General features: G+C 69.3%; 23 protein-coding genes and 1 other RNA gene. 15 read left to right on the forward strand and 9 right to left on the reverse strand.

What is annotated here, in order from left to right; genetic code table 11:
• Positions 1 to 60: 60 nt before the first annotated feature.
• The 3 genes from V5E28_RS16660 to V5E28_RS16670 are packed head-to-tail and all read left to right on the forward strand — an operon-like array spanning position 61 to position 3,852.
• A complete protein-coding gene (locus V5E28_RS16660) occupies positions 61 to 978 on the forward strand; it encodes a LysR family transcriptional regulator (RefSeq protein ID WP_336207811.1) in 918 nt (305 codons plus the stop codon).
• The gene (locus tag V5E28_RS16665) at positions 975 to 1,832 is read left to right on the forward strand and encodes a serine hydrolase (protein ID WP_336207812.1); all 858 of its coding nucleotides are present in this window, start codon (positions 975 to 977) and stop codon (positions 1,830 to 1,832) included. The genes V5E28_RS16660 and V5E28_RS16665 overlap by 4 nt, the downstream gene beginning before the upstream one ends.
• A 58-nt stretch (positions 1,833 to 1,890) precedes the next feature.
• Positions 1,891 to 3,852 (forward strand): acetoacetate--CoA ligase, encoded by a 1,962-nt coding sequence (locus tag V5E28_RS16670; RefSeq protein ID WP_336207813.1) that lies wholly within the window; start codon positions 1,891 to 1,893, stop codon positions 3,850 to 3,852.
• Here the strand turns inward: V5E28_RS16670 and V5E28_RS16675 are convergent.
• Entirely contained in the window at positions 3,842 to 4,399 is a 558-nt protein-coding gene (locus tag V5E28_RS16675; RefSeq protein ID WP_336207814.1) for an NADPH-dependent FMN reductase, read from the reverse strand. The two genes, V5E28_RS16670 and V5E28_RS16675, sit on opposite strands and share 11 nt — an antisense overlap.
• A 12-nt stretch (positions 4,400 to 4,411) precedes the next feature.
• Positions 4,412 to 5,311 carry an NADP-dependent oxidoreductase gene (locus V5E28_RS16680; RefSeq protein ID WP_336207816.1) on the reverse strand — a complete coding sequence of 300 codons (900 nt, stop codon included), beginning with the start codon at positions 5,309 to 5,311 and terminating at the stop codon, positions 4,412 to 4,414.
• Between the two features lie 106 nt (positions 5,312 to 5,417).
• On the opposite strand from V5E28_RS16680, the gene V5E28_RS16685 reads away from it, so the two are divergent.
• Both V5E28_RS16685 and V5E28_RS16690 read left to right on the forward strand, forming a co-directional pair.
• Complete coding sequence (locus tag V5E28_RS16685; protein ID WP_336207817.1) at positions 5,418 to 6,383, forward strand: AraC family transcriptional regulator; 966 nt, start codon at positions 5,418 to 5,420, stop codon at positions 6,381 to 6,383.
• A 103-nt stretch (positions 6,384 to 6,486) separates the two neighbouring features.
• Entirely contained in the window at positions 6,487 to 7,116 is a 630-nt protein-coding gene (locus tag V5E28_RS16690) for a GNAT family N-acetyltransferase (protein ID WP_336207920.1), read from the forward strand.
• Between the two features lie 28 nt (positions 7,117 to 7,144).
• Here V5E28_RS16690 and V5E28_RS16695 read toward each other — a convergent pair whose 3' ends face one another.
• From V5E28_RS16695 to V5E28_RS16710, 4 genes are all read right to left on the reverse strand, one after another.
• Positions 7,145 to 8,626: an NADH-ubiquinone oxidoreductase-F iron-sulfur binding region domain-containing protein gene (locus tag V5E28_RS16695; RefSeq protein WP_336207818.1), complete on the reverse strand. Its 1,482-nt coding sequence runs from the start codon at positions 8,624 to 8,626 to the stop codon at positions 7,145 to 7,147.
• Between the two features lie 28 nt (positions 8,627 to 8,654).
• On the reverse strand, positions 8,655 to 9,434 hold the full coding sequence (locus V5E28_RS16700) for a hypothetical protein (protein ID WP_336207819.1): 780 nt from the start codon (positions 9,432 to 9,434) through the stop codon (positions 8,655 to 8,657).
• Positions 9,435 to 9,512: 78 nt separating this feature from the next.
• Positions 9,513 to 10,976, reverse strand: coding sequence for a DUF1996 domain-containing protein (locus tag V5E28_RS16705; protein WP_336207821.1), 1,464 nt, complete (start codon positions 10,974 to 10,976; stop codon positions 9,513 to 9,515).
• Positions 10,973 to 11,617: a DUF4142 domain-containing protein gene (locus V5E28_RS16710; protein WP_336207822.1), complete on the reverse strand. Its 645-nt coding sequence runs from the start codon at positions 11,615 to 11,617 to the stop codon at positions 10,973 to 10,975. Before V5E28_RS16710 ends, V5E28_RS16705 begins: the two co-directional genes overlap by 4 nt.
• Before the next feature lie 108 nt (positions 11,618 to 11,725).
• Between V5E28_RS16710 and V5E28_RS16715 the strand changes: the two genes are divergently transcribed.
• The 4 genes from V5E28_RS16715 to V5E28_RS16730 all read left to right on the forward strand — a co-directional run bounded on the left by V5E28_RS16715 (position 11,726) and on the right by V5E28_RS16730 (position 18,278).
• The gene (locus V5E28_RS16715) at positions 11,726 to 12,280 is read left to right on the forward strand and encodes a sigma-70 family RNA polymerase sigma factor (RefSeq protein ID WP_336207823.1); all 555 of its coding nucleotides are present in this window, start codon (positions 11,726 to 11,728) and stop codon (positions 12,278 to 12,280) included.
• Entirely contained in the window at positions 12,280 to 12,477 is a 198-nt protein-coding gene (locus V5E28_RS16720; RefSeq protein ID WP_336207825.1) for a zf-HC2 domain-containing protein, read from the forward strand. Before V5E28_RS16715 ends, V5E28_RS16720 begins: the two co-directional genes overlap by 1 nt.
• An 84-nt stretch (positions 12,478 to 12,561) precedes the next feature.
• The gene (locus V5E28_RS16725; RefSeq protein ID WP_336207826.1) at positions 12,562 to 13,368 is read left to right on the forward strand and encodes a tryptophan 2,3-dioxygenase; all 807 of its coding nucleotides are present in this window, start codon (positions 12,562 to 12,564) and stop codon (positions 13,366 to 13,368) included.
• A gap of 38 nt (positions 13,369 to 13,406) precedes the next feature.
• Complete coding sequence (locus V5E28_RS16730; protein ID WP_336207827.1) at positions 13,407 to 18,278, forward strand: NAD-glutamate dehydrogenase; 4,872 nt, start codon at positions 13,407 to 13,409, stop codon at positions 18,276 to 18,278.
• Positions 18,279 to 18,346: 68 nt separating this feature from the next.
• Here the strand turns inward: V5E28_RS16730 and V5E28_RS16735 are convergent, their stop codons facing one another.
• Positions 18,347 to 19,357: a hypothetical protein gene (locus V5E28_RS16735; protein WP_336207828.1), complete on the reverse strand. Its 1,011-nt coding sequence runs from the start codon at positions 19,355 to 19,357 to the stop codon at positions 18,347 to 18,349.
• Between the two features lie 47 nt (positions 19,358 to 19,404).
• Between V5E28_RS16735 and prfB the strand changes: the two genes are divergently transcribed.
• On the forward strand, positions 19,405 to 20,520 hold the full coding sequence (gene prfB / locus V5E28_RS16740) for a peptide chain release factor 2 (protein WP_336207829.1): 1,116 nt from the start codon (positions 19,405 to 19,407) through the stop codon (positions 20,518 to 20,520).
• On the opposite strand, the gene V5E28_RS16745 is transcribed toward prfB, so the two are convergent.
• Positions 20,506 to 20,697 carry a hypothetical protein gene (locus V5E28_RS16745; protein WP_336207830.1) on the reverse strand — a complete coding sequence of 64 codons (192 nt, stop codon included), beginning with the start codon at positions 20,695 to 20,697 and terminating at the stop codon, positions 20,506 to 20,508. The two genes, prfB and V5E28_RS16745, sit on opposite strands and share 15 nt — an antisense overlap.
• A gap of 203 nt (positions 20,698 to 20,900) precedes the next feature.
• Between V5E28_RS16745 and ftsE the strand changes: the two genes are divergently transcribed.
• The 5 genes from ftsE to ssrA all read left to right on the forward strand — a co-directional run bounded on the left by ftsE (position 20,901) and on the right by ssrA (position 25,567).
• Positions 20,901 to 21,590, forward strand: coding sequence for a cell division ATP-binding protein FtsE (gene ftsE / locus V5E28_RS16750; RefSeq protein ID WP_336207831.1), 690 nt, complete (start codon positions 20,901 to 20,903; stop codon positions 21,588 to 21,590).
• A 21-nt stretch (positions 21,591 to 21,611) separates the two neighbouring features.
• Entirely contained in the window at positions 21,612 to 22,517 is a 906-nt protein-coding gene (ftsX, locus tag V5E28_RS16755) for a permease-like cell division protein FtsX (RefSeq protein WP_336207832.1), read from the forward strand.
• Positions 22,518 to 22,540: 23 nt separating this feature from the next.
• Positions 22,541 to 23,008 (forward strand): SsrA-binding protein SmpB, encoded by a 468-nt coding sequence (gene smpB, locus V5E28_RS16760; protein WP_336207833.1) that lies wholly within the window; start codon positions 22,541 to 22,543, stop codon positions 23,006 to 23,008.
• Positions 23,005 to 24,864, forward strand: coding sequence for a penicillin-binding transpeptidase domain-containing protein (locus tag V5E28_RS16765; RefSeq protein WP_336207834.1), 1,860 nt, complete (start codon positions 23,005 to 23,007; stop codon positions 24,862 to 24,864). Before smpB ends, V5E28_RS16765 begins: the two co-directional genes overlap by 4 nt.
• Positions 24,865 to 25,182: 318 nt before the next feature.
• Positions 25,183 to 25,567, forward strand: a transfer-messenger RNA (tmRNA) gene (gene ssrA / locus V5E28_RS16770).
• 187 nt (positions 25,568 to 25,754) lie between these two features.
• Here ssrA and V5E28_RS16775 read toward each other — a convergent pair.
• The gene (locus V5E28_RS16775) at positions 25,755 to 26,231 is read right to left on the reverse strand and encodes a VOC family protein (protein ID WP_336207835.1); all 477 of its coding nucleotides are present in this window, start codon (positions 26,229 to 26,231) and stop codon (positions 25,755 to 25,757) included.
• Positions 26,232 to 26,371 lie beyond the last annotated feature (140 nt).

The raw sequence follows: 26,371 nt of genomic DNA on the forward strand, positions 1-26,371 counted from the left end.
GGCGTGTCCAATACTGATATGAGGGATTTATCGATATAAATTTAGCTATAGTTGCTGGTCGTGGACCTAGTCCGGCATCTGTGTTACTTCACCGTGGTCGCGGAAGAACTGCACTTCGGCAACGCCGCGATCCGGCTCGGCATGGCCCAGCCGCCGCTCAGCCAGCGCATCAAGCGCCTGGAGGAGGAGCTCGGCGTGCGACTGTTCGACCGCTCGGCCCGCCAGGTCAGGCTCACCGAGGCGGGCAGGCTGCTGCTCGGCGAGGCCCGGGAGATCGTGGCCAGGGTGGACCGCCTGCACGAGCTGGTCCGTCACGGAGAGGCCGCCGTCCTGAAGGTGGGAGTCCCGCCAGACCTGGCCGCCGCGGTGATCGCCGCGCTGGTCGAGGGCTTCCGGGAGAGCAACCCGGAGGTACGGCTCGCGCCGGCTGAGATCTGGACGGCCGACCAGGTGGGCGCGCTCGCGGAGGGCGTGATCGACGTGGGCGTGGTGCGCCATCCCGTCAGCGCCCCCGGACTGCACTTCGGCCAGGTGCTGGTGCAGCCGCAGGGCGTGCTGCTGGCCGCGGGCGACCTGCTGGCCGGCGCCGGAGAGGTGCACCTGGCCGACCTGGACGGGCGCGAGCTGCTGATGCCGCCCAGGGAGGGGGAGCCGGGCATGCACGCGGAGGTGCTGGCCGAGTGCCGCCGCCACGGCTACGTACCCGCCCAGGTGCACCAGGGCGCCGGGCTCGGCCTGGTGCTGGCGGGGGCGGCGGTCGCGTTCGGGCCGAAGGTGGAGCTGCCGGGGCTGGCCTGGCGGCCGCTGCTAGGCTCGCCGATCGCCTGCCGGGTCTCCACAGCCTGGCGGGCCTCCACCGCTGCGGTGACCGGCTTCTCCGCGGTGGCCGTACGGACCTTGAAGGAGCGCGCCGGGATGACGGACGAGGGGGCCGCCCCGGTGCGGCGGGTCAGCCGGAGGCCGGGGATGCTCGCATGAGCGGACCGGACCTGGAGGCGCTGTTCCGCGCGGCGGGCGTGCGGGGCAGGCTGTTCGCCGCCGACATCGACACCGGCAGGGAGCTGGCGCACGGCGCGGACGAGCCGCTGCCGACCGCCTCGATGTTCAAGGTGCCGCTGCTGGTGGAGTTCTGCCGGCAGGTCGACGCCGGGCTGCTCGACCCGCGGAGCCGGGTGACGGTGACGGCCGCCGACCGGGTGAGCGGCCCGACCGGCATCTCCTCGATGCTCGACGACGTCACGATCTCGCTGCGCGACCTGGCCTACCTGATGATCGCGGTCAGCGACAACACCTCGGCCGACGTGCTTCTGTCCATGGTCGGGCGGGAGGCGGTGAACGCCATGCTGGACGGCTTCGGGCTGACGGGCTCGCGGGTCGTGCACAGTTGCCGGGAGACCGCCGCGACCATGGCCGAGGACGCCGGGCACGCCTGGCCGTACCTCGACCTGGAGGACCTGGCCAGGCTCCGGGTGCTCGACCCGGCCCGCACCAACCGCAGCACGCCCCGCGAGCTGGCCGGGCTGCTCGGCCTGATCTGGCGGGACGAGGCGGCCTCGGCCGAGTCCTGCGGGTGGATGCGCGGCGTGCTGAACCTTCAGGTGTGGCCGCACCGGCTGGCGTCCGGGTTCCCGTACGACGACGTGGGGGTCAGCGGGAAGACCGGAACCCTGCCGACACTTCGCAGCGAGGCGGGAGTGGTGGAGTATCCGGATGGAGGACGCTACGCCGTGGCGGTCTTCACCCGTTCCTTCAGCAGCGCGCTCAACCAGCCGCGCGCCGACGCGGTGATCGGGACGGCCGCGCGTATGGCTGTGGACCACCTACGCAGATAGCAAGTTATGTGGGTAGTCAGGTATGACTTCCCCCTAGCAGGCCGACAGGATGGGGCACATGGTTGCTGAAGGTGCACTTCTCTGGGAACCCACCGAAGAGATCGTCGCCCGCGCCAAGCTGACTCGCTATCTGGAGTCGCTCGGGCGCGCGGGAGCGGGCTACGAGGACGTGTGGCAGTGGTCTGTCGACCACCCGGCGGAGTTCTGGACGTCCATCTGGGACTACTTCGACGTGATCGGAGAGCGTGGTGACGGGCCCGTCATCTCTGGGACGATGCCCGAGGCCGAATGGTTCTCCGGAAGCGCCATCAATTACGCCGAGAACGCGCTGCGCCGCACCGACGGCGTCGCGGCGGTCTTCGTCTCCGAGGACGGCGCCCGCCAGGAGCTGACCTGGGCAGAGCTCCGCGACGACGTCGCCCGCGTCCGGGCCGGCCTGGTGCGGCTCGGCGTCCAGCGCGGCGACCGGGTCGCCGGCTACCTGCCGAACATCCCCCAGGCGCTGATCGCCTTCCTCGCCACCGCCTCCCTGGGCGCCATCTGGTCGGCGGGCTCGCCCGACTTCGGCGTGCCGAGCATCATCGACCGGTTCAAGCAGATCGAGCCCAAGGTGCTGATCGCGGTCGACGGCTATCGCTACAACGGCAAGAACTACGACCGCTCGGCCGCCGTCAACGAGATCGCCGCCGGGCTGCCCACTCTCCGCGCCACCGTGTGGATCCCGTACCTGGCCGCGGTCGAGGAGGGCGAGCCGCCCCAGCGGGCCGAGCCCGGTCCCGCCGGGACCAAGGAGCTGCCGCACGGCGAGGTGATCGGCTGGGAGGGGCTGCGCGCGCAGAGCGCGCCGCTGGAGTTCGAGCGGGTGCCGTTCGGGCACCCGCTGTGGATCCTCTACTCCAGCGGCACGACCGGGCTGCCCAAGCCCATCGTGCACGGCCACGGCGGCGTGGTGCTGGAGCACCTCAAGTCGCTCTCCTTCCACCAGGACCTGGGGGAGGGGGATGTGTTCTTCTGGTACACCACCACGGGCTGGATGATGTGGAACTACCTCATCGGCGCCCTGCTGGTGGGTGCCACCCCGGTGCTGTACGACGGGTCGGCCGCGCATCCCTCGCCCGCGGTGCTCTGGCGGATCGCCGCCTCCGAGGGGGTGACCTACTTCGGCGTCGGCGCGCCGTACATCATGGCCTCGATGAAGGCCGGCGTGTCCCCCGAAGGGCTGGACAGGCTGCGGGGGATCGGCTCGACCGGGTCGCCGCTGCCACCGGAGGGGTTCGCCTGGGTGGCGTCCGAGCTGCCCGGGGTGCCGCTCGGATCGTTCTCCGGCGGCACCGACGTGTGCACCGGGTTCGTCGGCGCCACCGCCCTGCACCCGATCAGGGCCGGCATCATCCCCTGCCGGTCACTGGGGGCGAAGGTGGAGTCCTTCGACCCCACCGGCAAGCCGGTCGCCGGCGAGGTCGGCGAGCTGGTGCTGACCCGGCCGATGCCGTCGATGCCGGTGATGTTCTGGAACGACCCCACCGGCGAGCGCTACCGCGAGAGCTACTTCGACGTCTACCCGGGCGTGTGGCGGCACGGCGACTGGATCAAGCTGAACGAGGACGGCAGCTGCGTCATCTACGGCCGCTCCGACTCGACGCTCAACCGGGGCGGCGTCCGGATGGGCACCAGCGAGTTCTACCGGGTCGTGGAGCGGTTCGAGGAGATCGCCGACAGCCTGGTGATCGACACCGGCCAGCTCGGGCAGGAAGGGCGGCTGCTGCTGTACGTGACGCTCGCCGAGGGCGTCACCCTGTCGGGCCCGCTGGAGCAGGCCATCTGCGCGGCGCTGCGCCAGGAGCTGTCGCCCCGGCACGTGCCGAACGAGATCCGCGCCGTGCCCGGCATCCCCCGCACCCTGTCGGGCAAGAAGCTAGAGGTCCCGGTGCGCAGGATCCTGCTCGGCACCCCCGTCGAGCAGGCCGCCAACCCCGACGCCATGGCCAATCCCGAGGTGCTGCGCCACTTCACACCCTGAGCGGACGCAGCGCCGAGGCCCAGGAGACGAGCTGGTCGAGCATGACGGTGACCTTCTCCTCCTGGTGAGGGCCGGGCCGAAGGGCGCTGAAGTTCTCGAAGTCGGTGTGCAGCGAGAGCGTGACCTGAGCCTGCACGTCGGCGACCTTGAGCTGGCCGAGCACCTGCCTGAGGTGCTCGGCCGCCCGCGCGCCGCCGTCCACGCCGTAGCTGACGAACGCCGCCGCCTTGTCGGCCCACTCGGCGAACAGGAAGTCGATCGCGTTCTTCAGCGCGCCCGAGGTCGAGTGGTTGTATTCGGGCGTCACGAAGACGAAGCCGTCGAACGAGGCGATCGTCTCGGACCACTCCCTGGTGTGCGAGTGGTCATACTGCCCCGTCGCGGCGGGCAACGCCTCGTCCAGGTGCGGCAGCGCGAAGTCCAGCAGGTCCACCAGCTCGAAGGTGGCGTCGTCACGTTTGGCGGCCAGATCGTGCACCCAGCGGGCGACGTTCTCCGCGGTGCGGCCCGGGCGGGTGCTGCCGATGATGATGGCGATCCTGGTCATTGGGGGTGCTCCTCAGAAGTTAAGGATGATCTTGCCGCGTGTCTGACCGGCTTCGGCCCTGCGGTGGATCTCCGTCATGTGGGTGAAGTGATGGGTCTCGGCGATCTCGACGGTGAGTTCGCCCTTGTCGATCAGCTCGGCCATCGCGGTGAGCTGGGCCGGGTCGCTGGTGCCGACGAAGTGGTGCGCGTTCGGCGCCTCGATCGGGGTGGCGATGGTGACGACGACCTCGCCGAGCGGGGCGAGGGCCGCCGCCGCCGCCTCCGGGATGGCGGCGAGGTTGAGCACCACGTCCATGCCTCCCGGCAGCGGAGTGGCCGTGTAGTCGACGATCTCGTCGGCGCCGAGCCGGCGGACCGCCTCGGTGCTGCGCGGGCTCGCGGTGGCGATCACGGTCGCGCCGGCGTGCTTGGCGAGCTGGACGGCGAAGAGGCCGACGCCGCCGCCCGCGCCGTTGATCAGCACGCGCTGCCCCGCGCCGATCCGGGCCTGGTCGAAGACCGCCTGCCAGGCCGTGAGCCCGGCGACGGGAATGGCGGCGGCATGCGCCAGCGGGATGCTCCGCGGCGCCGGGGCCAGCTCGGCCGCCGGCGCGACCACGTACTCGGCGGCGCAGCCGCTCACCAGGCCGATGACGTCGTCTCCCACGGCCAGGCCGGTGACGTCCGGGCCGAGCTCGACGACCGTGCCCGCCACGTCCCAGCCCAGCGTGGCCGGCAGGGTCACGTCGAGCAGGTCGTGCAGGTAGCCGGCCCGCAGCCCCACCTCGGAGGGGTTGAACGAGGTGGCGGCCATCCGGATGAGCACCTCGCCCGGTCCGGGCGACGGCCTCGGGATGTCCTCGAAGCGGATCACGTCCGCGTCGCCGTACTCATGGATGCGCGCGGCCTTCATGGTGGCGCTCGTGGGCACGAGGCTCTCCTTTCGTCGCTTGCAACCGTAGGAGATGCCACTGCGCTATCCAATGCGTATATGTCTGCGTTTTATACGCGATCGTCTTCGGAGCTAGACTGCGCGTGTGGATGTACTCAGTGACGTCATCGCCAGCATCCGGATCGGGCGGCCGCGCTCCAGCCACATCACCTGGCACGCCCCCTGGGCGCAGAGCTTCCCCTCGGCGCCGGGCTCCGCCGGCTTCCAGGTGATCCTCCAGGGCTCGTGCTGGCTCATCCCCGACGACGGCGAGCCGATCCCGTTGAGCGTCGGCGACGTGGTCTTCTTCCCGCACGGTCACGGCTGCGTCATGGCCGACTCGCCGTCCACTCCGGTGCCGCAGATCGACTGCGACCCGGGGGAGGAGGCCGCGCTCTTCGGCTCCGCCTCGATGGCCGGTCCGGGGGCGGCCACGGTGACGCTCTGTGGTGGTTACCGGCTCGACGACGGCCGCACCCACCCGATCCTGCGGGACCTGCCCGACATGATCCACCTGCCTGCCCGGCTCGGTCACCATCAGGAGCTCCGCGCGGCCATCGACCTGCTCGCCGCCGAGATCGCCAACCCGCGGCTGGGCGCCGACACCGTCGTGGCGTCCCTGCTGGACATGCTGCTGCTGTTCATCCTGCGCGCCTACATCAACGCCGAGCCGGAGCGGTGCACGGTCAGCGGCTGGTCGGCCGCCCTGGCGGACCCCGGCATCAGCGCGGCCCTGGACGCCGTCCACCGCGACCCCGCCCACCCGTGGACGGTCCAGTCGCTCGCCGACCTCGCCGGCCTGTCGAGGGCCGCCTTCTCCCGGCGCTTCTCGGTGCTCGTGGGCCAGCCGCCGCTCGGCTATCTGACCTGGTGGCGGCTGGCCATCGCCGCGCGCCTCCTGCGATCGACCGACGCGCCGCTGAGCGAGGTGGCGACCCGCGTCGGCTACGGCTCCGAGTTCGCCTTCGCCAACGCCTTCAAGCGCGAGCACGGTCTGGCCCCCGGCAGATTCCGCCGCGAATCCTGCCCGCTCGTGGTCGGTGTCGGCGAACGCGTGGCCACGCTTTCCTGAGCGAATCACATCAGGGTTTCGGAGTCATAACCCGAATTGAATGGATTCAGTCGGCCGTAAAAGGTTCGTCGATTGGGTGGGAATGGTGGAAATATAGGTGAGTATGCGCAACTGGCCGTTTTTCCAGCTCTCCATCACCACGCCGCGCCTAGAGCTCCGCTATCCGTCTCCCGAGGACCTGGACGAGCTGGGGGATCGGGCGGCCGAGGGGGTGCACGAGGTGGGCGTCATGCCCTTCCTGTTCCCGTGGTCGGAGTCCGCGCCCGCCGAGCGGTCCAGGAGCACCATCCAGTACCACTTCCGCCAGTGGGGCGAGCTGAGCGCCGCCAAGTGGTCCCTGGACTTCGTGGTGGTCTTCGAGGGGCAGGTCGTGGGCACGCAGGCGCTCAGCGGAGAGGACTTCGCCGTCCTGCGGGAGGTCCAGTCGGGCTCGTGGCTGGGACGCCGGTTCCAGGGCATGGGCATCGGCACCGAGATGCGCACCGCCGTGCTGCACCTGGCGTTCGAGGGCCTGGGCGCCGCGTACGCGACCACGGAGGCGTTCGAGGACAACCACTCCTCGCTGGCCGTCACGAAGAAACTCGGCTACCAGGAGGACGGCATCACTCTGCACAAGCGTCAGGGCAAGCCGGTCGTCACCCGCAACTTCCGGCTTCCCCGCGAGGACTGGAGTCCCGTGGAGGGGATCGAGATCCACAATCTCGGGCCCTGCCTGCCACTGCTGGGCCTGTGACGGGAGCCCGCCCCTCCACGGGAGCGGGTCAGCCCGTCTGGGCCAGGCGCAGGGCCAGCGCGGGACACATGTCGACCGCGCGGCTCGCCTCCTTCACCATCCAGCCGGGCACGGACTTGAACGACGGGAAGCCGTAGTCGTCCAGGCTGACGAACTCCGGCAGCAGATGCGCGCAGAGGCCGTGCCCCTGGCAGCGGGTCCAGTCCACGTCCAGGCGGTATTCGGGCTCGTCCTCCCGCTCCGGCAGCGGCAGCACGCCGCGCACCGGCCGGCCGCACGAGCCGTGCTCCAGGTGGAGCGCGATGTCGGCCTCGAACGCGTCCAGCGACGACAGCACGAACCTCGCGGTGCCGTCCGGATGGAAGCACGCGCCCCTGCGCTCCACCGCCCGCACCGAGCGCCGGATGGAGTCGGTGGAGCCCGACCCGTCGACCAGCGCGCCGAGCGCCCTGGCCACATCGGGCAGGCCGAGCCGGCAGGGGCCGCACTGCCCGGACGACTGCGCCGCGAGGTATGAAGCCACCCTTGCGGCCTCGCCGACCGGGCAGGTCGACTCCCCGAGCGGCACCACGATGCCGGCGCCCAGGCTGCCGCCGGCCATCTTCATGCCCTCGCGCGAGACGATCGCGGAGATGGCCGTTTCGGCGTCCAGCCAGGCGCCGTGGTAGCCGCCGATCAGCACCCCGTCGCCGATCTCCGCCTCGCACAGTTCGAGGACGTTGATCAGCGGAGTGCCGGTCGGGACCTCCACGACGGCCGCTGAAGCCGCTCCGCCGCTCACGCTGAGCAGCACGGTGCCGGGCTCTTTGCTGGTGCCCACGTTCGAGTACTGCTCCGGGCCGAGCTCGGCGAGCACGGCGAGCTGGGCGTACGTCTCGGTGTTCGACAGCAGCGTGGGCAGGCCGTCGACGCCGCTCTCGCTGGCCCGCCGCTTCCTGCCGGGCGGTACGGCCTCCAGGCCGTTGACGGCGCGCACCAGAGCGCCGCCCTCGCCGGAGATGAACCGTTCCTGCAGGCCGACGACCCTGATGCCGAGGCGGCTCTCGGCCGCGCCCGCCACGTTGGCGGCGCGCCGCTCTGCCACGGCCGCCTCGATCGACGCCTGCGCCACCTCGCCCTCGACGGTGGCGACGACCACCTCGCGGGCGTTGAGCGCCTCCGCGGCCAGCACCGCGCCGTCCAGCACCAGGTGCGGGTTGCGCACCAGCAGCATGGCGTCCTTGGAGCTGGCGGGCTCGCCCTCGGCGCCGTTGACCAGCACCACGCACTCGCGCGAGCCGGCGGCGTCGGCCACGGCCCGCAGTTTGCGCGCGAACGGGAACGCCGCGCCGCCCCGCCCGCGCATGTCCACCTCCTCGACCATGGCGATGATGTCGTCGAGGGTGCGCGGCACCTGGTCGCCGTGCAGCGTGCGGTGGGCGGGCAGGTCGAGCCGTCTGGTGTGGTCGAGACCGGCGGTGAGCCGGGCCGGTCCCATCCGCAGCACACGCGGCACTGAATGCGGGATCACGGCTTCTCCTGGTGTGTCCTGGGCGGGGTCATCCCGCCTCCCGATACTTCCGCCGAGCCTCGGCGAGGCTCACCGGCGCGTTGATCTCTTCAGGCACTGCGACCGGCATGTCGTTGACCTCGGGCGCTTCGACGTGCTCGGGCAGGGCCGCCGGCCTGAGCAGCGTGGCCAGCACGCGCACGAGCAGGGCCGAGCCGACGGCGGCCAGGCAGCCCATGTACGACCAGGACACCCAGCTCGCCGCGAACCGGCCCGCGGTCAGCCCGTGCAGGATGGAGACCGGCCAGGCCAGGTAGGCGGAGGCGTGCATCAGCCGCCACAGCCATGGCCTGCCGGTCACCGCGAACCGTCCCCGTACCATCCCTGTCACCACGACCACGATCATCAGGTCGAACGCCACCGCCCCGAACCCCACGTAGATCCCCGCTACGGGGATCACGGCGGCGGTCAGGGGGACGTGGTTGAGCGAGATCATGAGCGAGATGTGCGTGAGCAGGAACGCCATCCCGGCGAACGCCGCGGCCCGGTGCGCGAACTGCGCCCTGACCCGGTTCGCCGGCGACAGGAAGACGCGCTCGGTGGTGAGCAGCCCGAGCGCGACCGTCGCGGTCAGCGCCACCAGGGCGAGCACGCCTGCGTAGTACTCGAGGAAACTCACCCCGCGGCCGAGCAGCTCCATGCCGCGATCCGTGAGCGTCAGGGCGAACCCTGACAGGAGGATCGCGGCGATCGAGGCGCTCGCCCCGAGCCGGACATTCCTGCTGTCCAGCTTGCTCGGGGCGTGCCGGGGGTGTCGTCTGTGGAGCATCGATTCCCTCCAAGGTCGGGTGAGGGTGCGACTCGGGAGGGCCTGACAGTGGCCACCGTCCCGGGGACGGATGTCAGGTCAGCAGCGGCGGCCTCGGTTGATGCAGTTGACCGCGAACGACATCAGGCGGTCGGGCATCACGTTGACGAAGTCCGCGTGGTCGGTGACCGGGTTGTGGAGCTGTTCCGGGAAGGCGTCCACGGCGAACGACGGTCCCGAGGGCACCGAGTAGGTCAGCGTCATCCGAAGCTGCGGCACGGCCCTGGTGCCTTGCGGACAGGCGCCGCTCTGGTCAGGGAAGACGATGTGCGTGCGGTGGTTGGCGCTGTCGGTGTTCTGGCCGTCCCAGCAGCTCGGGAAGTCCAGAATACGGGCCACCCGGCTGCCGCGCGGGCAAAGCGGGTATTTGTCCGGACTGACGCGGTTGGTGAAGCCGGTGCAGCTCCAGCCGGCGCGGGCGTTGGCCCCGCCGTTCGTGGCGGCCTTGGCGTCACCCATGATGATCCGCAGGAAGCGGGGCATGGCTGTCACCCTGGACGTGGCGTTGCCGCGGAACTGCAGGGTCACCGAGCGAGGTTGCAGGACCTGGCCGACGTTGCCGTCCGCGTCGTCGGTGTTGGCGTCGACCTGGCGGTTGCGCAGCACCGGCCAGAAATAGGTGGACTTGTCACCCAGGCGGCACGTGGTGCCCGAGGCGGCCAGGCTCTCGTCGGTCGAGAAGGCGTCTGCCGACAGGTTGCCCACGTAGTCGTGCAGGTGGTGTGCGCCATTGCGGACTCCGGGAGCGACGATGAAGTTGTCGGGGTTGTTGTGGCCGTTGCCGTTGGTGCCGCAGGCGGAGACGAACGACCCTCTGGAACCGGCCCTGCCGATGCGCGCGTCCAGCTGGCGCGGCTGGATCTGCCTGATGTCGACGAAGTCGGTCACGAACGGGCCGAGGTCGGCGCACTCGTTCTCCTCGCCGGTAGCCGTGGGGGAGGCCGACGGTGAACCTGTCGGCGAGGCCGTCGGGGAGGCAGTCGGGGAGGCGGAGTCCGTCGGTCGCTGCGTGGGCCGGTTGCGGCCGCGGCGGCTCTGGATCTGCGCCGACTCGGTCGGCTCCGCCGCCGTCGGCTCCTCCACGGGGTCGACGGCGACGCCGCCACCCGAGCCGGTCTGGTCGTCGGTGCCCTGCTGGTTCTGGTCCTGCTGGTTCTGGTCCTGGTTCTGCTGGTCCTGGGGAGCCTGGTCCTGGTTCTGCTGCTGGTCCTGAGGCTGGTCTTGGGGCTGGTCCTGGGGTTGATCCTGGGGCTGGTCCTGGGGTTGATCCTGGGGCTGGTCCTGCTGCTGGTCCTGGTCCTGGTCCTGGGGAGCCTGGTCCTGATCCTGCTGCTCGTCGGGCTGCTGCTCCTCCTGGGCCCGGTTCTGCGGCGGCGCCTGTTCGCCGACCTCGCAGTGGTCCGCGATCGCTGGTGATGCGCTGCCGATGACGGCCGCGGACACCAGCCCACCGGCCACCATGGCCAAGGCGGACATGGCCGCGGCCATGCGTCTGGATCTCATGGTTGTCTCCTCGGGTCGACCGCCGCGGGGGCGGGTGCTGCAGGTGAGGGCATCGGGGGCTCGGGCAGTTCGTCGTAGTCGACCAGCCCGGTGGACTCGAGCAGCGTCATGTGCCGCATGACCACCGTCACGGCTGTCCCGGAGAACTTTCTGATCTCCGAGTTGCGGGTGCCCGCCCTCACGTTCGCCACAACGGCGAAGACCTTGCCATGCGCGGCCCTGAGCAGCTTGGCGAAGTCCCGGTCGAAGGCCGGACCGGTCTCGGTGGCCAGCTGCGCCATCCACCGTTGCTGGTCCGGGCTGGGACGGTCGGGCAGGGGCACGGCAAGCCGTGCCGCCACCTGGCGGACCGAGGCGTCGAGCTTCTTGTGGTCCTCCACGAGATGCATGCCGACGTCCTTGACTCTCGGAGAGTCGGCCCGTACCTGGGCCCACTGCCCCACGGGAATTTCCCAGAGACCCGCCTGCCGTACTTTGACCAGGAAGTCACGGTCCGCCGGCCCGAGCGGGCCGGAGGCGGTCTGCGTGACCTCCGTCAGCACGGCGGTGCTCGCCTGCGGCATGACCAGCAGAATCGTGACCGCTGCCGCGAGGGCGAATCCGCCGAACATCACTACTTCGCCGCGCAAAAGCCTGTGCATGGTCGGAGGTACGCGGGCTTTCAGGGGCCGGTTCACCTATGCGTGGAGATAGTTAGAAATGACTGGAGTTATCGGAGTGGCTACCGGACGCATAACGAAGGTGTAAAGATGTGCCCCGTGCTAGGTCACCTCGACGGCAGATTCGAGAGTGCTGATGCCGAGGCAGAGCACCGCATCGCGGTGCTTTACCAGGAGTTCGGCGGCCCTCTACTGCGCCACGTACGCAAGTCCACCGGTAACGATCTTCAATGGGCCGAGGACGTCGTACAGGAGACGATCGTCCGAGCTTGGCGTAACTCGGCAAGGCTGCAATGGGAACCGGGCCTCATCTGGGCGTGGCTACTCACGGTAGCGCGCCGCATTGTGATCGATGGACGTCGCCGAAGGAGCGTCCGGCCTCACGAGGTCGAACCCCCTGAAGGCGACATGATGGCGGTGCCCGACGGCTCTGAGCGCGCGTTATCGGCGATCGTTGTCGCCGATGCGCTCCGTAGTCTCTCGGAAGAACACCGCGAAGTCATTGAACAGACCTACCTCCGGGACCGTACGATAAGTGAAGCGGCGGAGATTCTGGGGATCCCGCCGGGCACGGTGAAGTCCCGGCTCTACTACGGCATCCGGGCACTCCGTGAACTGCTGCGGGACAAGGGGGTAGCCGGCTAATGCATGACGGGGTGGCCGCCTACGTCCTCGGTGTGCTCGATGACGAGGAGCACGAGGCGTTCGAGCGCCACCTCGACGTGTGTGAACAGTGCCAGGCCGAGCTCGTGGAGCTCGCCGGGGTTCCCGAGCGACTCGACGAGCTCAAGCAGGCCCCCTCCGCCTCCGAAGACGACCCGCCGATGTCGATGTCACGTTGACGTCTTCACCCTTTTCGGGTGATATCGGTACGGCGAGGCGTGCGCCCGGTTTCCCAGAACCGGGCGATCTGGGGGAGGTGTCCGGTGAGCATCAACGATGATGCGGCCGTCCCTCGCGACAGGCGGTTCGGCGAAGAAGGCGGCCGGCTGTCCTACGGGGGCTACCTTCGCCTGCCCGAGCTGCTCGCGCAGCAGCAGCCGCAGTCGCAGGCCCCGGACGAGCTGCTCTTCATCACCATCCACCAGGTCTACGAGCTCTGGTTCAAGCTGTTGCTGCATGAGCTCGAGGTGGCCCGCGCCGCCATGTTCGGCGGCGAGGTCTGGCGGGCCAGGCACCTGTTCGAGCGGGTGCACGCGGTGGAGCGGGTGCTCGTCGAGCAGGTGGAGGTCCTGGAGACGATGACGCCTCAGGACTTCCTGGAGTTCCGCGCCGACCTGGCGCCGGCCAGCGGTTTCCAGTCGGTGCAGTTCCGCGAGCTGGAGTTCCTGTCGGGCGCCAAGGATCCGGCCTACCTCGACAGGCTCAAGGACGCCAGCGACACAGAGCTGGCCAGGCTCAAGCGGAGGCTGGAGGAACCCACGCTGTGGGATGCTTACCTGGCCGCCCTCTCCCGGCGTGGCCTGCCGATCTCGGACGATGAAGAGATCATGGGCTCGCTGCTGGCCGTGGCGAGAAACCGCCGGTCCCACGACGACCTGTGGCAACTGGCCGAAGACCTGCTGACGCACGACGAGACAGCCGCGAAGTGGCGGATGCGTCACGTCCAGATGGTCGAACGGCAGATCGGCACGAAATCCGGCACCGGCGGCTCGACGGGTGCCCCCTACCTGCGCGGCCGCACCCGGATGCACTACTTCCCGCTGTTGTGGGAACTCAGGGCCTGGCTGTGAAAAGCCATGGCGAACCCTCACAAAGGAGTGAGAGCGAAATGCCGCTCGACGAGGCCAAGGATGAGCTGCTCCAACGAGCCGCGCAACGATGCGCGGTGGGCAGCGACCATGTGAGCCCCGAGGAGGCAGTGTCCTTCTTGCGGGTCTACTACCGGCACGTCGCCCCAGAAGACCTGCTCCAGCGCAGTTCCGTCGACGTGTACGGTCCCGCGATGTCGCAGCGGCAGCTGGCCGAGATCCGCCCGCAGGGCCGGGCCGTGGTGCGTGCCTACACCCCCACGCTGGAGGAGAACGGCTGGGATCCCGGCCACTCCGTGGTGGAGGTGGTCACCGACGACATGCCGTTCCTGGTCGACTCGGTGACGATGGAGCTCGACAGGCACGACATCGGCACGCACCTGGTGGTGCATCCGCAGATGCGGGTCCGCCGCGACCTGACCGGCCGGATGCTCGGCCGCGGCCAGGAGGACGTCACCGGGCAGATGCTGGTCGAGTCGTGGATGCACTTCGAGATCGACAGGCAGTCGGACCCGGAGGTCCTCAAGCGGATCGAGGCCGACCTCCAGCGGGTGCTGTCCGACGTGCGGCACGCGGTCGAGGACTTCGCCAAGATGCGCGAGCTGGCCATGCGGACCGCCGAGGACCTGACGCTGAACCCGCCGCCGCTGGAGCCCGCGGAGGTCGAGGACAGCCTCGACCTGCTCCGCTGGCTCGCCGACGGGCACTTCACCTTCCTCGGCTATCGCGAATACCGGCTGGAGAGCGATGCGCAGGGCGACACGCTGCGCGCGCTGGCCGGCGCGGCGCTCGGCATCCTGCGCGACGACAAGGTCGGCTCCGACAGCTTCTCCGCGCTGCCCGCCGAGGTGCGGGCCAAGGCGCGCGAGAAGCAGCTGCTGATCATCACCAAGGCCAACTCCAGGGCCACCGTCCACCGCGCCGCCTACCTCGACTACATCGGCGTGAAGCTGTTCTCGCCCGAGGGCGAGGTGATCGGCGAGCGCCGCTTCCTCGGCCTGTTCACGCACGTGGCCTACAACGAGTCCATCTCCCGGATCCCGGTGCTCAGGCGGAAGCTGGCCGACGTGCTCGACCAGGCCGGGCTGCCGCCCGAGAGCCACGACGGCAAGGACCTGATCGAGATCCTGGAGACGTTCCCGCGCGACGAACTCTTCCAGACCTCGGTCGAGCAGCTCCTGCCGATCGCGCTCGGGGTGCTGCGGCTGCGCGAGCGCAAGCAGGTCAAGCTGTTCCTGCGTCGCGACGACTACGGCCGCTACATCTCCTGCCTGATCTACCTGCCGCGCGACCGCTACACCACCAAGGTCCGCCTGCACATGCAGGAGGTGCTGCTCAAGGCGCTGGGCGGCAGGACGCTCGACTACAGCGCGATGATCGGCGAGTCGGCGCTGGCCCGGCTGCACGTGGTGGTCCGCGGCGAGCGGGGCAAGCAGCTTCCCCAGCCGAGCGGCGACGTGGAGGAGCTGGAGGCGCGGCTGGCCGCGACCACCCGCTCCTGGGAGGACGACCTGGCCACCGCCGTGACGGAGCTGACCTCCGAGCACGAAGCGCCCGAGCTCCTGCGGCGCTACCAGTCCGCCTTCCCCGAGGGGTACAAGGCCGACTTCCCGCCCGAGATGGCCGTGGTGGACCTGCGCCGTCTGGAGCAGCTCGTCGGCGCGGACGACAACGAGATCGAGATCAACCTCTACGAGCCGTACGACGCCACCGAGGGCGAGCGCCGGCTGAAGATCTACAAGGTCGGCTCGCCCATCTCGCTGTCCCACGTGCTGCCGCTGATCCAGCGGCTCGGCGTGGAGGTCGTGGACGAGCGGCCGTACGAGGTCGACAGGGACAACAACCCCGCCACCAAGAACGCCTGGATCTACGACTTCGGGCTGCGCTACACGCCGTCGGAGGAGGTCGAGCGGGACGACTTCAAGCGGCTCTTCCAGGACGGGCTCATCGCGCTGTGGAAGGGCCAGGTCCAGGCCGACAGCTTCAACTCCCTCATCCTGAAGGCCGGGCTGACCTGGGAACAGGTCGAGATCCTGCGCGTCTACGCCAAGTATCTGCGCCAGGCGGGCAGCACCTTCTCCCAGCGGTACATGGAGCGGGTGCTGCTGGGCAACGTGCGGCTGTCCCGCCTGCTGGTGCGGCTGTTCGAGGCCAGGCTGGACCCGAGGCGCTCCGACGACGTGCGCGCCGACCTGACCGACGCGCTCAACGAGGAGATCCTCGGCGCGCTGGACGAGGTGGCCTCGCTGGACGAGGACCGGATCCTGCGGGCCTACCTGGAGATGATCCAGGCGACGCTGCGCACCAACTACTTCCAGACCGTCGACGGGCGGCGCAAGCCGTACATCTCGCTGAAGTTCGACCCGCAGGCGATCAGCGTGCTGCCGCTGCCGCGGCCCAAGTACGAGATCTTCGTCTACTCACCGCGGGTGGAGGGCGTGCACCTGCGCTTCGGGAAGGTCGCCAGGGGCGGGCTGCGGTGGTCGGACCGGATGGAGGACTTCCGGACCGAGATCCTTGGGCTGGTTAAAGCCCAGATGGTGAAAAATACCGTTATCGTGCCCACTGGGTCTAAGGGCGGATTTGTCGTGAAGCGTCCGCCTGCGTCCGGTACGCGGGAGGACGTGCTCGCCGAAGGCGTGGCGTGCTACCGGATGTTCATCTCCGGCCTGCTCGACGTCACCGACAACCTCGTCGACGGCAAGGTCGTGCCCCCGCCCGACGTGGTCCGGCACGACGGCGACGACACCTACCTGGTCGTGGCCGCCGACAAGGGCACCGCCACGTTCTCCGACATCGCCAACAGCGTGGCCAAGGAGTACGGCTTCTGGCTCGGCGACGCCTTCGCGTCCGGCGGGTCCATCGGGTACGACCATAAGGCCATGGGCATCACCGCCCGCGGCGCCTGGGAGTCGGTCAAGTACCACTTCCGCACCATGAACGTGGAGGTGCAGACCACCGACTTCACGGTGGCCGGCGTCGGCGACATGTCCGGCGACGTCTTCGGCAACGGCATGCTGCTGTCCCAGCACATCCGGCTCGTGGCCGCCTTCGACCACCGCCACATCTTCGTCGACCCCGATCCCGACGCCGCCCGCTCCTACGCCGAGCGGCAGCGCCTGTTCGAGCTGCCGCGCAGCACCTGGGCCGACTACGACAGCTCGCTGATCTCGGCCGGCGGCGGCGTCTTCTCGCGCACGGCCAAGTCCATCCAGATCACCCCGCAGATGCGCGAGGCGCTCGCCCTCGACCCGGCCGTCACCTCGCTCGCGCCCAACGACCTGATCAGCGCCATCCTGCGTGCCCCGGTCGACCTGCTGTGGAACGGCGGCATCGGCACCTACGTCAAGTCCAGCGCCGAGTCCCACTCCGACGTGGGAGACAAGGCCAACGACCCGCTCCGGGTCAACGCCGCCGACCTGCGCTGCAAGGTCATCGGCGAGGGCGGCAACCTCGGCTTCACCCAGCTCGCCCGGATCGAGTTCGCGCTGAACGGCGGGCTGGTCAACACCGACTTCATCGACAACTCCGCCGGAGTCGACACCTCCGACCACGAGGTCAACATCAAGATCCTGCTCGACCAGGTGGTCCGCGACGGCGAGCTGACCGACAAACAGCGCAACCAGGTCTTCACCTCCATGACCCACGAGGTCGCCGAGCTGGTGCTGCGCGACAACCACGCCCAGAACGTGGTCCTGGCCGCCGCCCGCGCCCAGGCCGTCGAGATGCTCCACATCCACGCCCGCTACCTGCGCCGCCTCGAGCGCGAGGGGCTGGTCAACCGGGAGCTGGAGTTCCTGCCGTCGGACAAGACGCTGGCCGAACGCCGTCAGGCCAGGCTCGGCCTGACCGCCCCCGAGTTCGCCGTCCTGCTCGCCTACACCAAGCTCGTCGCCGACGCCGAGCTGCTCGGCACCGACCTGCCTGACGAGCCCTACCTCGCCTCCTGGCTGGTGTCGTACTTCCCGTCGGCGCTGCGCGACCGCTTCAGGCCGTACATGGACGCGCACCCGCTGCGCCGCGAGATCATCACCACCGGCGTGGTGAACGAGCTGGTCAACTCCATGGGCACCACGTTCATGTTCCGCGTCGGCGAGGAGACCGGAGCGTCGACCCCGGACATCGTCCGCGCCTACCTGGTCGCCCGCGAGGTCTTCGACTTCGCCAGCCTCTACCGGCAGGTCGAGTCCCTGGACAACAAGATCGACACCGCCACCCAGCTCGCGATGCTCCTGGAGGCTCGCAAGCTCGCCGAGCGCGGCACCCGCTGGCTCCTCACCAACCGCCGGCCGCCGCTGGACCTGGCGGGCGCGGTCGCCTTCTTCGTCAAGGGCGTCAACGGCCTGCTGTCCCACATGCCCAAACTCCTGACCGGCCCCGACCTGGCCGCCTTCGAAGAGCGCCGCGACTCCTTCATGGCCCGCGGCGTCCCCGCCGACCTGGCCGAACGGGTCGCCGCCATGGTGCCCGCCTACTCCACCTTCGACCTGGTGGAGGTCTCCTCGCAGACGGGCCGTCCCGTCAACGAGGTGGCAGAAGTCTACTTCGACCTGGCGGACCGCCTCCAGCTCGCCCGCCTCAGGGAGCGGGTCATCGCGCTGCCCAGGGACAACCGCTGGAACGCGATGGCCCGGGCGGCGCTCCGCGACGACCTGTACGCCGCCCACGCCGCGCTCACCCGCGACGTCCTGGTGCACAGCACCCCCGGCCTGTCGCCTGAGGAACGCCTGGCCAGGTGGACCGAGGCCAACTCGGCCGCCGTCCGCCGCTCCAGGCAGACGCTGTCGGAGATCTGGGAGAGCGACAACTTCGACCTGGCCACCCTCTCGGTCGCCCTGAGGGCCATCCGGACCCTGGTCGCCGCCACCAACCTTCCGTACACCGAGTCGTAGACCCGGCCCACGGCCCGCCGGCTACGTAGCTCGGCGGGCCGTGGCCGTGCGTGGAAGGGGCCGCCGGGCTACTGGCCCGCGGCGCGGGTGAGGGCGCCGTCGTGGCCTATGACCTCGGCCGCGGCGGGGGCCGTCGACGGCGGGACGGCCGTGACGTACTGGTGGACCTCGGTGATCCGCAGGTTGCGCCGCACCACCGGGGCGTCGATGGCCCAGCGGGCCGTGGCCGGCACCGGGATGTAGTCGTCCTCGGCCGTCTTCGTGGTCGTCGTGGTGGTCCGCGACAGTGAGTATTGGATCACCGCTCCGCCGTCCTGCGTGCGCAGGCCGTACACGGGATGGTCGTTGGCGGTGAAGATCGAGTCGTAGCTGAAACCGTTCTTCTTGGCCCGCTCGCGGTCGGCCGTGATCTGCGCCGCCACCTCGGTGGTGTAGGGGCCGGAGCCGATCAGGCCGGCGGACACGCCCTCGGCCCCGGCCTCGGCGACCGTGGCGTGCAGGGGGCCCATGTACTGGGGGCTGATGGTGACGCCCTTGTCGTCGGGGGCGAGGGCGGTGGCGTAGCCCTCGGGGTCGAGCTGGATGCGGGGCGCCTCCTGGCCCGACAGCAGGCGTGCGGCCGCGCCGAGCCGCCAGTCGCCGGCCTTGGCGAACGTCAGCATCGTCGGGTGGCCGTCGCGGGTGGCCAGCACGCTGAACCAGGGCGCCTGCTCGCTCGCCGGGAAGCGCGGCACGTACAAGATCGGGGGTCCCCACCTGCGGCGGGGCGGCTCGCCGTCGGTGGACAGGAACGCGACGGCGGTGAGCCGGGCCTCGGCGTCGCGGACGTACTCCATGGCCAGTCGCAGGTCGCCGCCGTCGCGCAGGACGTTGTCGGTGGCGGTGAAGGTGGCGAACACCTGGGCCGCCTCCACCGGTGTGACGGCGGTCGCCGCGGCCGTGGGGGAGGTGCTGGGGGCCGCGGACACGCCGCGGGTCGCGGCCGCCGGGGCGGGCGCCGGGCCGGCGGGCCCCGAGCAGGCGGACGCCAGCAGGGCGACGGCGAGCGCCAGCGCTGTCCGCCGACCATGTACACGCACCTCGCCATGTTATTCGGGCCCGCGAGGGTCGCGTACGCTAGGGAGACGTGGCAGTCATCGATCCGGCAGAAGAGATCAACGAGCTCGCGGGCACGCTGCGGAGCATCCAGGACGTGCTCGACCTCGACGCGATGCGCAAGCAGATCGAGGAGCTGGAGGAGCAGGTTGCCGCCCCCGACCTGTGGGACGACCCTGACAAGGCGCAGAAGGTCACCAGCAAGCTCTCCCACATCCAGGGCGAGCTCAACCGCGTGGACGGGCTGGCCCGCCGCCTGGACGACCTGTCGGTGCTCTTCCAGCTGGCCGCCGAGGAGGCGGACGAGGAGACCAGGGCCGAGGCCGACAAGGAGCTGAGCTCCCTCAAGGCCGACATCGGCGCCCTGGAGGTGCGCACCCTGCTGTCGGGCCCCTACGACGCCCGCGAGGCCCTGGTGACGATCAACTCCCAGGCCGGCGGCGTCGACGCGGCCGACTGGGCGGAGATGCTGCTGCGCATGTATCTGCGCTGGGCGGAGCAGAAGAAGTACGCCACGGAGGTCTACGAGACCTCCTACGCGGAGGAGGCCGGCATCAAGTCGGCCACCTTCGCCATCAAGACCCCCTACGCCTACGGCACGCTGCGCGGCGAGCACGGCACGCACCGGCTGGTCCGCATCAGCCCGTTCGACAACCAGGGCCGCCGCCAGACCTCGTTCGCCGGGGTGGACGTGGTGCCGGTCGTCGAGCAGACCGATCACATCGACATCGTTGAGGACGAGATCCGCGTCGACGTCTACCGTTCGTCGGGGCCGGGCGGTCAGGGCGTCAACACCACCGACTCCGCCGTCCGCATCACCCACCTGCCGTCCGGCATCGTGGTCTCCTGCCAGAACGAGCGCTCCCAGCTGCAGAACCGGGCCACGGCCATGAACGTGCTGCAGGCCAAGCTGCTCGAGCGCAAGCGGCAGGAGGAGGCGGAGAAGATGTCGGAGCTGCGCGGGGCCACGACCACGTCATGGGGCACGCAGATCCGCAACTACGTGCTGCACCCCTATCAGATCGTGAAGGACCTGCGCACGGGCACGGAGGCGGGAAACCCGTCGGCGGTGCTCGACGGGGACATCGACGGGTTCATCGAGTCGGAGATCCGCTGGATGCGCCGTCAGGAGTCAGAGACCGCCTAGGTGCCGCAGCGCCAGGGTCGCGAAGAGCAGCACGACCAGCAGCAGGGCGATGAGGGCGGGTGACAGCCCGGCGAAGCCGTGGTTGTGCATCCGCTCGCGGTTGGCGCGGCAGAGGGGGCAGCGGCCCTCGATCACGGGATGGGCGCACTGCGCGCATACGAGGTGTTGGCAACTCATGTCAGCCCCAAGTGTAGCCGCACAATCGTTTTGTTTCCGTTATGGACGTTCCATGCCAGTCTTCCCCCTAGACTGTCCTCTGGCCAATCGGAACGTCGATCATCGGTAAAGAGAGGCGTCCCCGATAGGCGAGTGGCGGGAAGTGGGCATGTGCCACCCTCGCTTCCGTCCTGACCCCTAGACTGGCATGCCGTGATGCTCTCGTGATCCATTTCGATAATGTCACCAAGGTCTACACGAACCAGAACCGGCCTGCTCTCGACCACGTCTCGGTTGATGTGGACAAGGGCGAGTTCGTGTTCCTCGTCGGTCCCTCGGGATCAGGCAAGTCCACCTTTCTACGCCTGATCCTCAAAGAGGAGCGGCCCAACTCCGGGGCGATCCATGTCGCCGGCAAGGACCTGGGCCGTCTCTCCAACTTCAAGGTGCCTCACCTGCGCCGCCGCATCGGCTGCGTGTTCCAGGACTTCAGGCTGCTCCCGAACAAGAACGTCTACGAGAACGTGGCGTTCGCGCTCGAGGTCATCGGCAAGCCCAGGCGGTTCATCCGCAAGGTCGTGCCGGAGGTCATCGAGCTGGTCGGCCTGGAAGGCAAGGCCCACCGCATGCCCGACGAGCTGTCCGGCGGCGAGCAGCAGCGCGTCGCCATGGCCCGAGCGTTCGTCAACCGGCCCATGATCCTGCTGGCGGACGAGCCGACGGGCAACATCGACCCCGCGACGAGCATCGGCATCATGAAGGTGCTCGACCGGATCAACAGGACCGGCACTACGGTCGTCATGGCCACGCACGACGCGGCCATCGTCGACTCCATGCGCAAGCGTGTCGTGGAGCTGGAGGACGGCAAGATCGTCCGCGACCAGTCGCGTGGCGTCTACGGCCAGGCGTACTGAGCAGGGAGCAGCAGACAAAACATGCGGGCGAATTTCATCTTCTCCGAGGTCTGGATCGGCCTCCGTCGCAACCTGACCATGACGATCGCGGTCATCATCACCGTGGCGGTCGGCATGGCGATGCTGGGCGTCGGCTTGATGATCAACGCCCAGGTCACGATGATGAAGGACTTCTGGTACGACAAGGTCGAAGTGTCGGTCTTCCTGTGCACCAAGTCCTCCGACCGGCCCTCCTGCAACGGCAAGGGGATCACCGACACCCAGACCCAGACGCTGCAGAAGCAGATCGAGGGGATCCCCGGCGTCGAGGAGGTGTTCTTCGAGGACCAGGCCGCCGCCTACAAGAACTTCCAGGACTCCTACGCCGGCAACAAGGCCCTCGTGGACGCGGCCAAGGTGGAGGACATGCCCACGTCCTTCCGCGTCAAGCTGGTCGACCCGGACAACTACGCGCCGGTCATCCAGGCCCTCACCGGACAGCCCGGCGTCGCCCAGGTGATCAACCAGAAGGACCTGATCGGCCAGTTCTTCGGCATGCTGGACAAGCTGCGATCTGGGGCGCTGGCGGTCGCCATCATCCTGGTGCTCGCGGCGGCCCTGCTGATCGGCAACACGGTGCGGTTGTCGGCGTTCAACCGCCGACGTGAGACGGGCATCATGCGGCTGGTCGGCGCCTCCAACCTCTACATCCAGCTGCCCTTCGTCATGGAGGGCATGATCGCCGGCCTGATCGGTGGCGTGTTCGCCGCCGTCATGCTGATCGTCGCCAAGGTGTTCCTGTTCGAGGAGATCGCCAAGTATCTGGCGCTCGGCGCGCAGATCGGCTGGGACGACGTCGCCTCGGTCATCACCCTGACGATGGTGATCGGTGTGCTGATCTGTGTGCTGGCGTCATTCGTCACGCTTCGCCGTTACCTCAGGGTCTGACGAAACGCCGGTAAGGTCGAAGCATGCCACGTGAGACCGGGCGGAAGGTTATCGCCCAGAACAAGCGTGCCCGGCACGATTACCACGTCGAGGACACTTTCGAGGCGGGGCTCGTGCTGCAGGGCACCGAGGTGAAGTCGCTGCGCGAGGGTCGTGCCTCGCTGTCCGACGGCTACGCCACGATCGACGCCGGCGAAGCGTGGTTGATGAACGTCCACATCCCCGAATACACCCAGGGGACGTGGACCAACCACGCTGCCCGCCGCAAGCGCAAGCTCCTCCTCCACCGCAAGGAGATCGAGAAGCTCGCCGCGAAGACCAAGGAGGGCGGGCTCACGATCGTGCCGCTCTCCCTCTACTTCAAGGACGGCAAGGCGAAGGTCGAGATCGGCATCGCCCGAGGCAAGAAGGACTGGGACAAGCGGCAGTCGCTGGCCGAGCAGCAGGCCAAGCGGGAGATGGCTCGGGCGCTCCGGCACCACAACCGATGAGCCGAGCCCGCCGCACCGTCGCCGCGACCGTCACACTGGCGGTCGCGAGCATGACGCTCACCGCCTGCCTCCAGGAAGCGTCACCGCACGAAGCGGTGCGCGACTTCCTGGTGGGCTGGCAGTCGAACGACTACGTCCTGGCGGCCGACCGCACCGACGCCGACGCCGACGCCGTCCGCAAGGCGCTGTCCGACGTCAAGCTCGAGCTCGACGCGGCCTCGTTCCGCTTCAAGATCAAGAGCGTCAAGGTGGACGGCGAGCAGTCGCGGGCGGACTTCGCGGCCGAGGTCGACCTGGGGGACAACAACCCCCTGTGGATCTACGACGGCGTGCTGCCGCTGCACCTGGTGGACGGCCTGTGGAAGGTGCACTGGTCCCCCTCGGTGCTGCACCCGCAGCTCAAGGAGGGCCAGCGGTTCGCGGTCAAGACCGAGCCGCGGCCGCGGCAGCCGGTCCTGGACAAGGACCGCAACCCGCTGCAGGAGCAGACCTACCTCTACGTCGCCGGTGTGGTGCCTTCGCAGCTCGGCGACCGGGCGGAGGAGGTCGTCAAGCAGCTCGCGCAGATCACCGGTTACGCCGAGGACCGGCTCCTCAGCCGCATCAGGTCCTCGCCGCCGAACGTCAGGGTGCCGCTGGTCACCTTCGGCCGCACCCGCTACCTCGAGGTCAAGCCGAAGCTCGACGCGATCCCCGAGCTCGAGACCGAGCCGGAGGAGCAGCCCGTCGACCCCGACGATCCCAAGCAGATCGTCGGCAAGGTCAGCGCGCTCACCCCGGAGACGGAGCAGAAGCTCGGCGGCCCGCAGCGGGCCGGCGACTCGATCGGGCAGAGCGGCCTGCAGCAGGCCTACCAGGACTACCTCACCGGATCGACGCGGACCAGGGTCATCACCCTGGATCTCAAGACCGGCAAGGAGGTCGCCTCCCTGCAGGAGTGGCCCGGCAGGCAGAACGTCTCGGTGCAGACCACGATCGACAGCTCCGTGCAGGCGGCGGCCGAGCGTGCGGTCTCCGACACCCGCAGCAGCGCCCTGGTGGCGGTCAAGGTGTCGACGGGCGAGATCCTCGCCGTCGGCAGCAAGGGCCTGCACCAGGAGAAGGACGCGCTGGCAGGCCGATATCCCGCCGGGACCGCGTTCTCCATCGTCGCGGCCGACGCGCTCATCAAGGGCGGGGTGCAGGCCAAGCAGAAGCTGCCCTGCCCGGCGGAGCGCACCGTGGGCGGGGCCAGGTTCGTGCACGCCAGCCAGATCATCGGCGCCTCGCCCACCTTCCAGGAGAACTTCGCCAAGGGCTGCGTCACCGCGCTGGCCTCGCTGGCCCGCCGGGTGAGCGGCGAGGACCTGGCCAAGAGCGCCGAGAGCTTCGGCATCGGCCGGCCGTGGCGGCTGCCTCTCAAGTCGTTCAGCGGCTCGGTGCCCAAGCTGTCCAGCGACGCCGACAAGGCCAAGGCCATCGCCGGCCAGAACGTCGAGGTGAGCCCGCTCAGCATGGCCCTGGTCTCGGCCGCGGTCGCCTCCGGCGCCTGGCACCCCCCCGTACTGGTCACCGAGCCCGCCTCGCCGGACTCCACGGCCGAGGTGGCGCCGTCACCGCCGGTCCAGCCGGTGCCCGTCGATCCACGCGTCCGCCGGACGCTGACCGCGATGATGAAGGCCGGCGCGGCCGGCACCCCGGCCCAGGCCGGACGGGGGCGCGTCCACGGCGTGACGGCGAAGGCGGTCGACAAGGAGGAGCAGGTGGCCTGGTTCGTGGGCTGGCAGGGCGATGTGGCGATCGCCGCGCTGACCCGCAACTACGACCCGGCGGCCCTTGCGGGTAACTTCTTCGCGGCCCTCAGTGACCCTGCGTAATTTTCTGTGACGGTGAGCAACCATTCGCCGGTCGGGCTGCGTCTTACCTAGTGACTGGACCCGCTCGGGGGGTTGCGGGCTCAGTCGCCGTGATGAGTTCAGGACTTCATCTCGGGGGAAGTCCTGCCGTCCGGACCGGCTCGACCCTGCCGGTCGGCCCCCGGGAACGCGAGCAGCTGTGCAGCGTTCCCGGGGGTTTCGCCGTGTCTCAGGCCGGATCCCGCGCAACGTCGTGGGAATGGAGTTGGCATCCGGGGTGTTGTGAAGGGTATCTTCATGTTGCGCGAGCTCTTCGGGGAACGTGTTGATAACTGCACAGGGGGTGACTGGCTTCGACTTCGACTTTGCAAGTCAGGTGAAGCGGGCCGAGGACGGCGGACATAACCTCGTTAATCCTGTGACCGCAAAACAATAAGTGCCAATAACAAGCACGCTGAGGTGGGCCAGGACTCCCTGGCCCTCGCTGCCTAAGTAGCGTAACCTCTGTCAGCCCGGGAGTGCCTTCGGCCTGGGATCTGGCATCGCTAGAAGGCTCAACCGATTGACCCGGCCACGGGGATGATCGGGAAACCAAACAGTGGCTGAGCCCGTCGGCGACTCGCCTGCGTGATCGCCGGGGCTGAGAAAAACACAGCAGGCTGCGCCCGGAGAAGCCCTGTCTTGGGGTTGAAGGACGCGGGTTCGATTCCCGCCACCTCCACCACTTCAGACCGCCTCCTACCTGCGGAACACCGCAGGTAGGGGGCGGTTTGGCGTCTGTGGGGCCTCCTGTCCGGCACCTTCCGCAGATCTTCTGTGTGGCTCCTTGCCGATGGCTTCCGTCGGCATGCCCGCCCCGACCCAGGGAAGTTCGCACCCAGGCTGCGCCCGGCCATGAGGTACGGCGGGCGTCACCGGTCCTGGTCTGTGGCGAAGCCGTCCAGCGACTCGCGCTCATCCAGGCTGCGCAGCTCCTGGAAGACCGTGATGTGCAGGCCGCCGGGCGCGTCGAGCCGGGCGTTCAGTGACTCCCAAGGCGTCACCGTGGGCGGCGCGACCTCGGATGCACCGGCGGCCGTCAGGCGTTCGGTCGTGTCCCGGGCGTCGTCGACCTCGAACGCCACCCGGAACTTCGGAGCCACCTGGCTCCCCACCTCAACCTCGTCGATCATCTTCTTCTGGGCCGGGTTCGCGATCTCCAGCGTGGCCCGACCGGCATCCAGGATCGCCACGCGCGCGCCGTCCCCGCTCGAGAACGCGGCCTCCTCAGGGAGCCCGAGCACGTCGCGGTAGAAGGCCACGGCCGCCTCGTAGTCCTCCGCCTCGACCACGAGTCTGAGCTGGCGGACGGCGTTCGGGCGGCGTTCTGGCTCTTCGTGCGTGCTCATGGCAGCTCCTCGGGAAGACATCACAAAGGAAGGCGGAAAGTCCCTCTGCGTGCTTCAACCGGCCGCGGCCCTCTGTTTCATCCCTGGTGCGGATAACGCTTCCGGCTTCTCGCCCGGCGGCCCCAGGGCAGGGGACGTTC

Source organism: Nonomuraea sp. LPB2021202275-12-8 (genome assembly GCF_037044575.1).
Taxonomy (GTDB): domain Bacteria; phylum Actinomycetota; class Actinomycetes; order Streptosporangiales; family Streptosporangiaceae; genus Nonomuraea.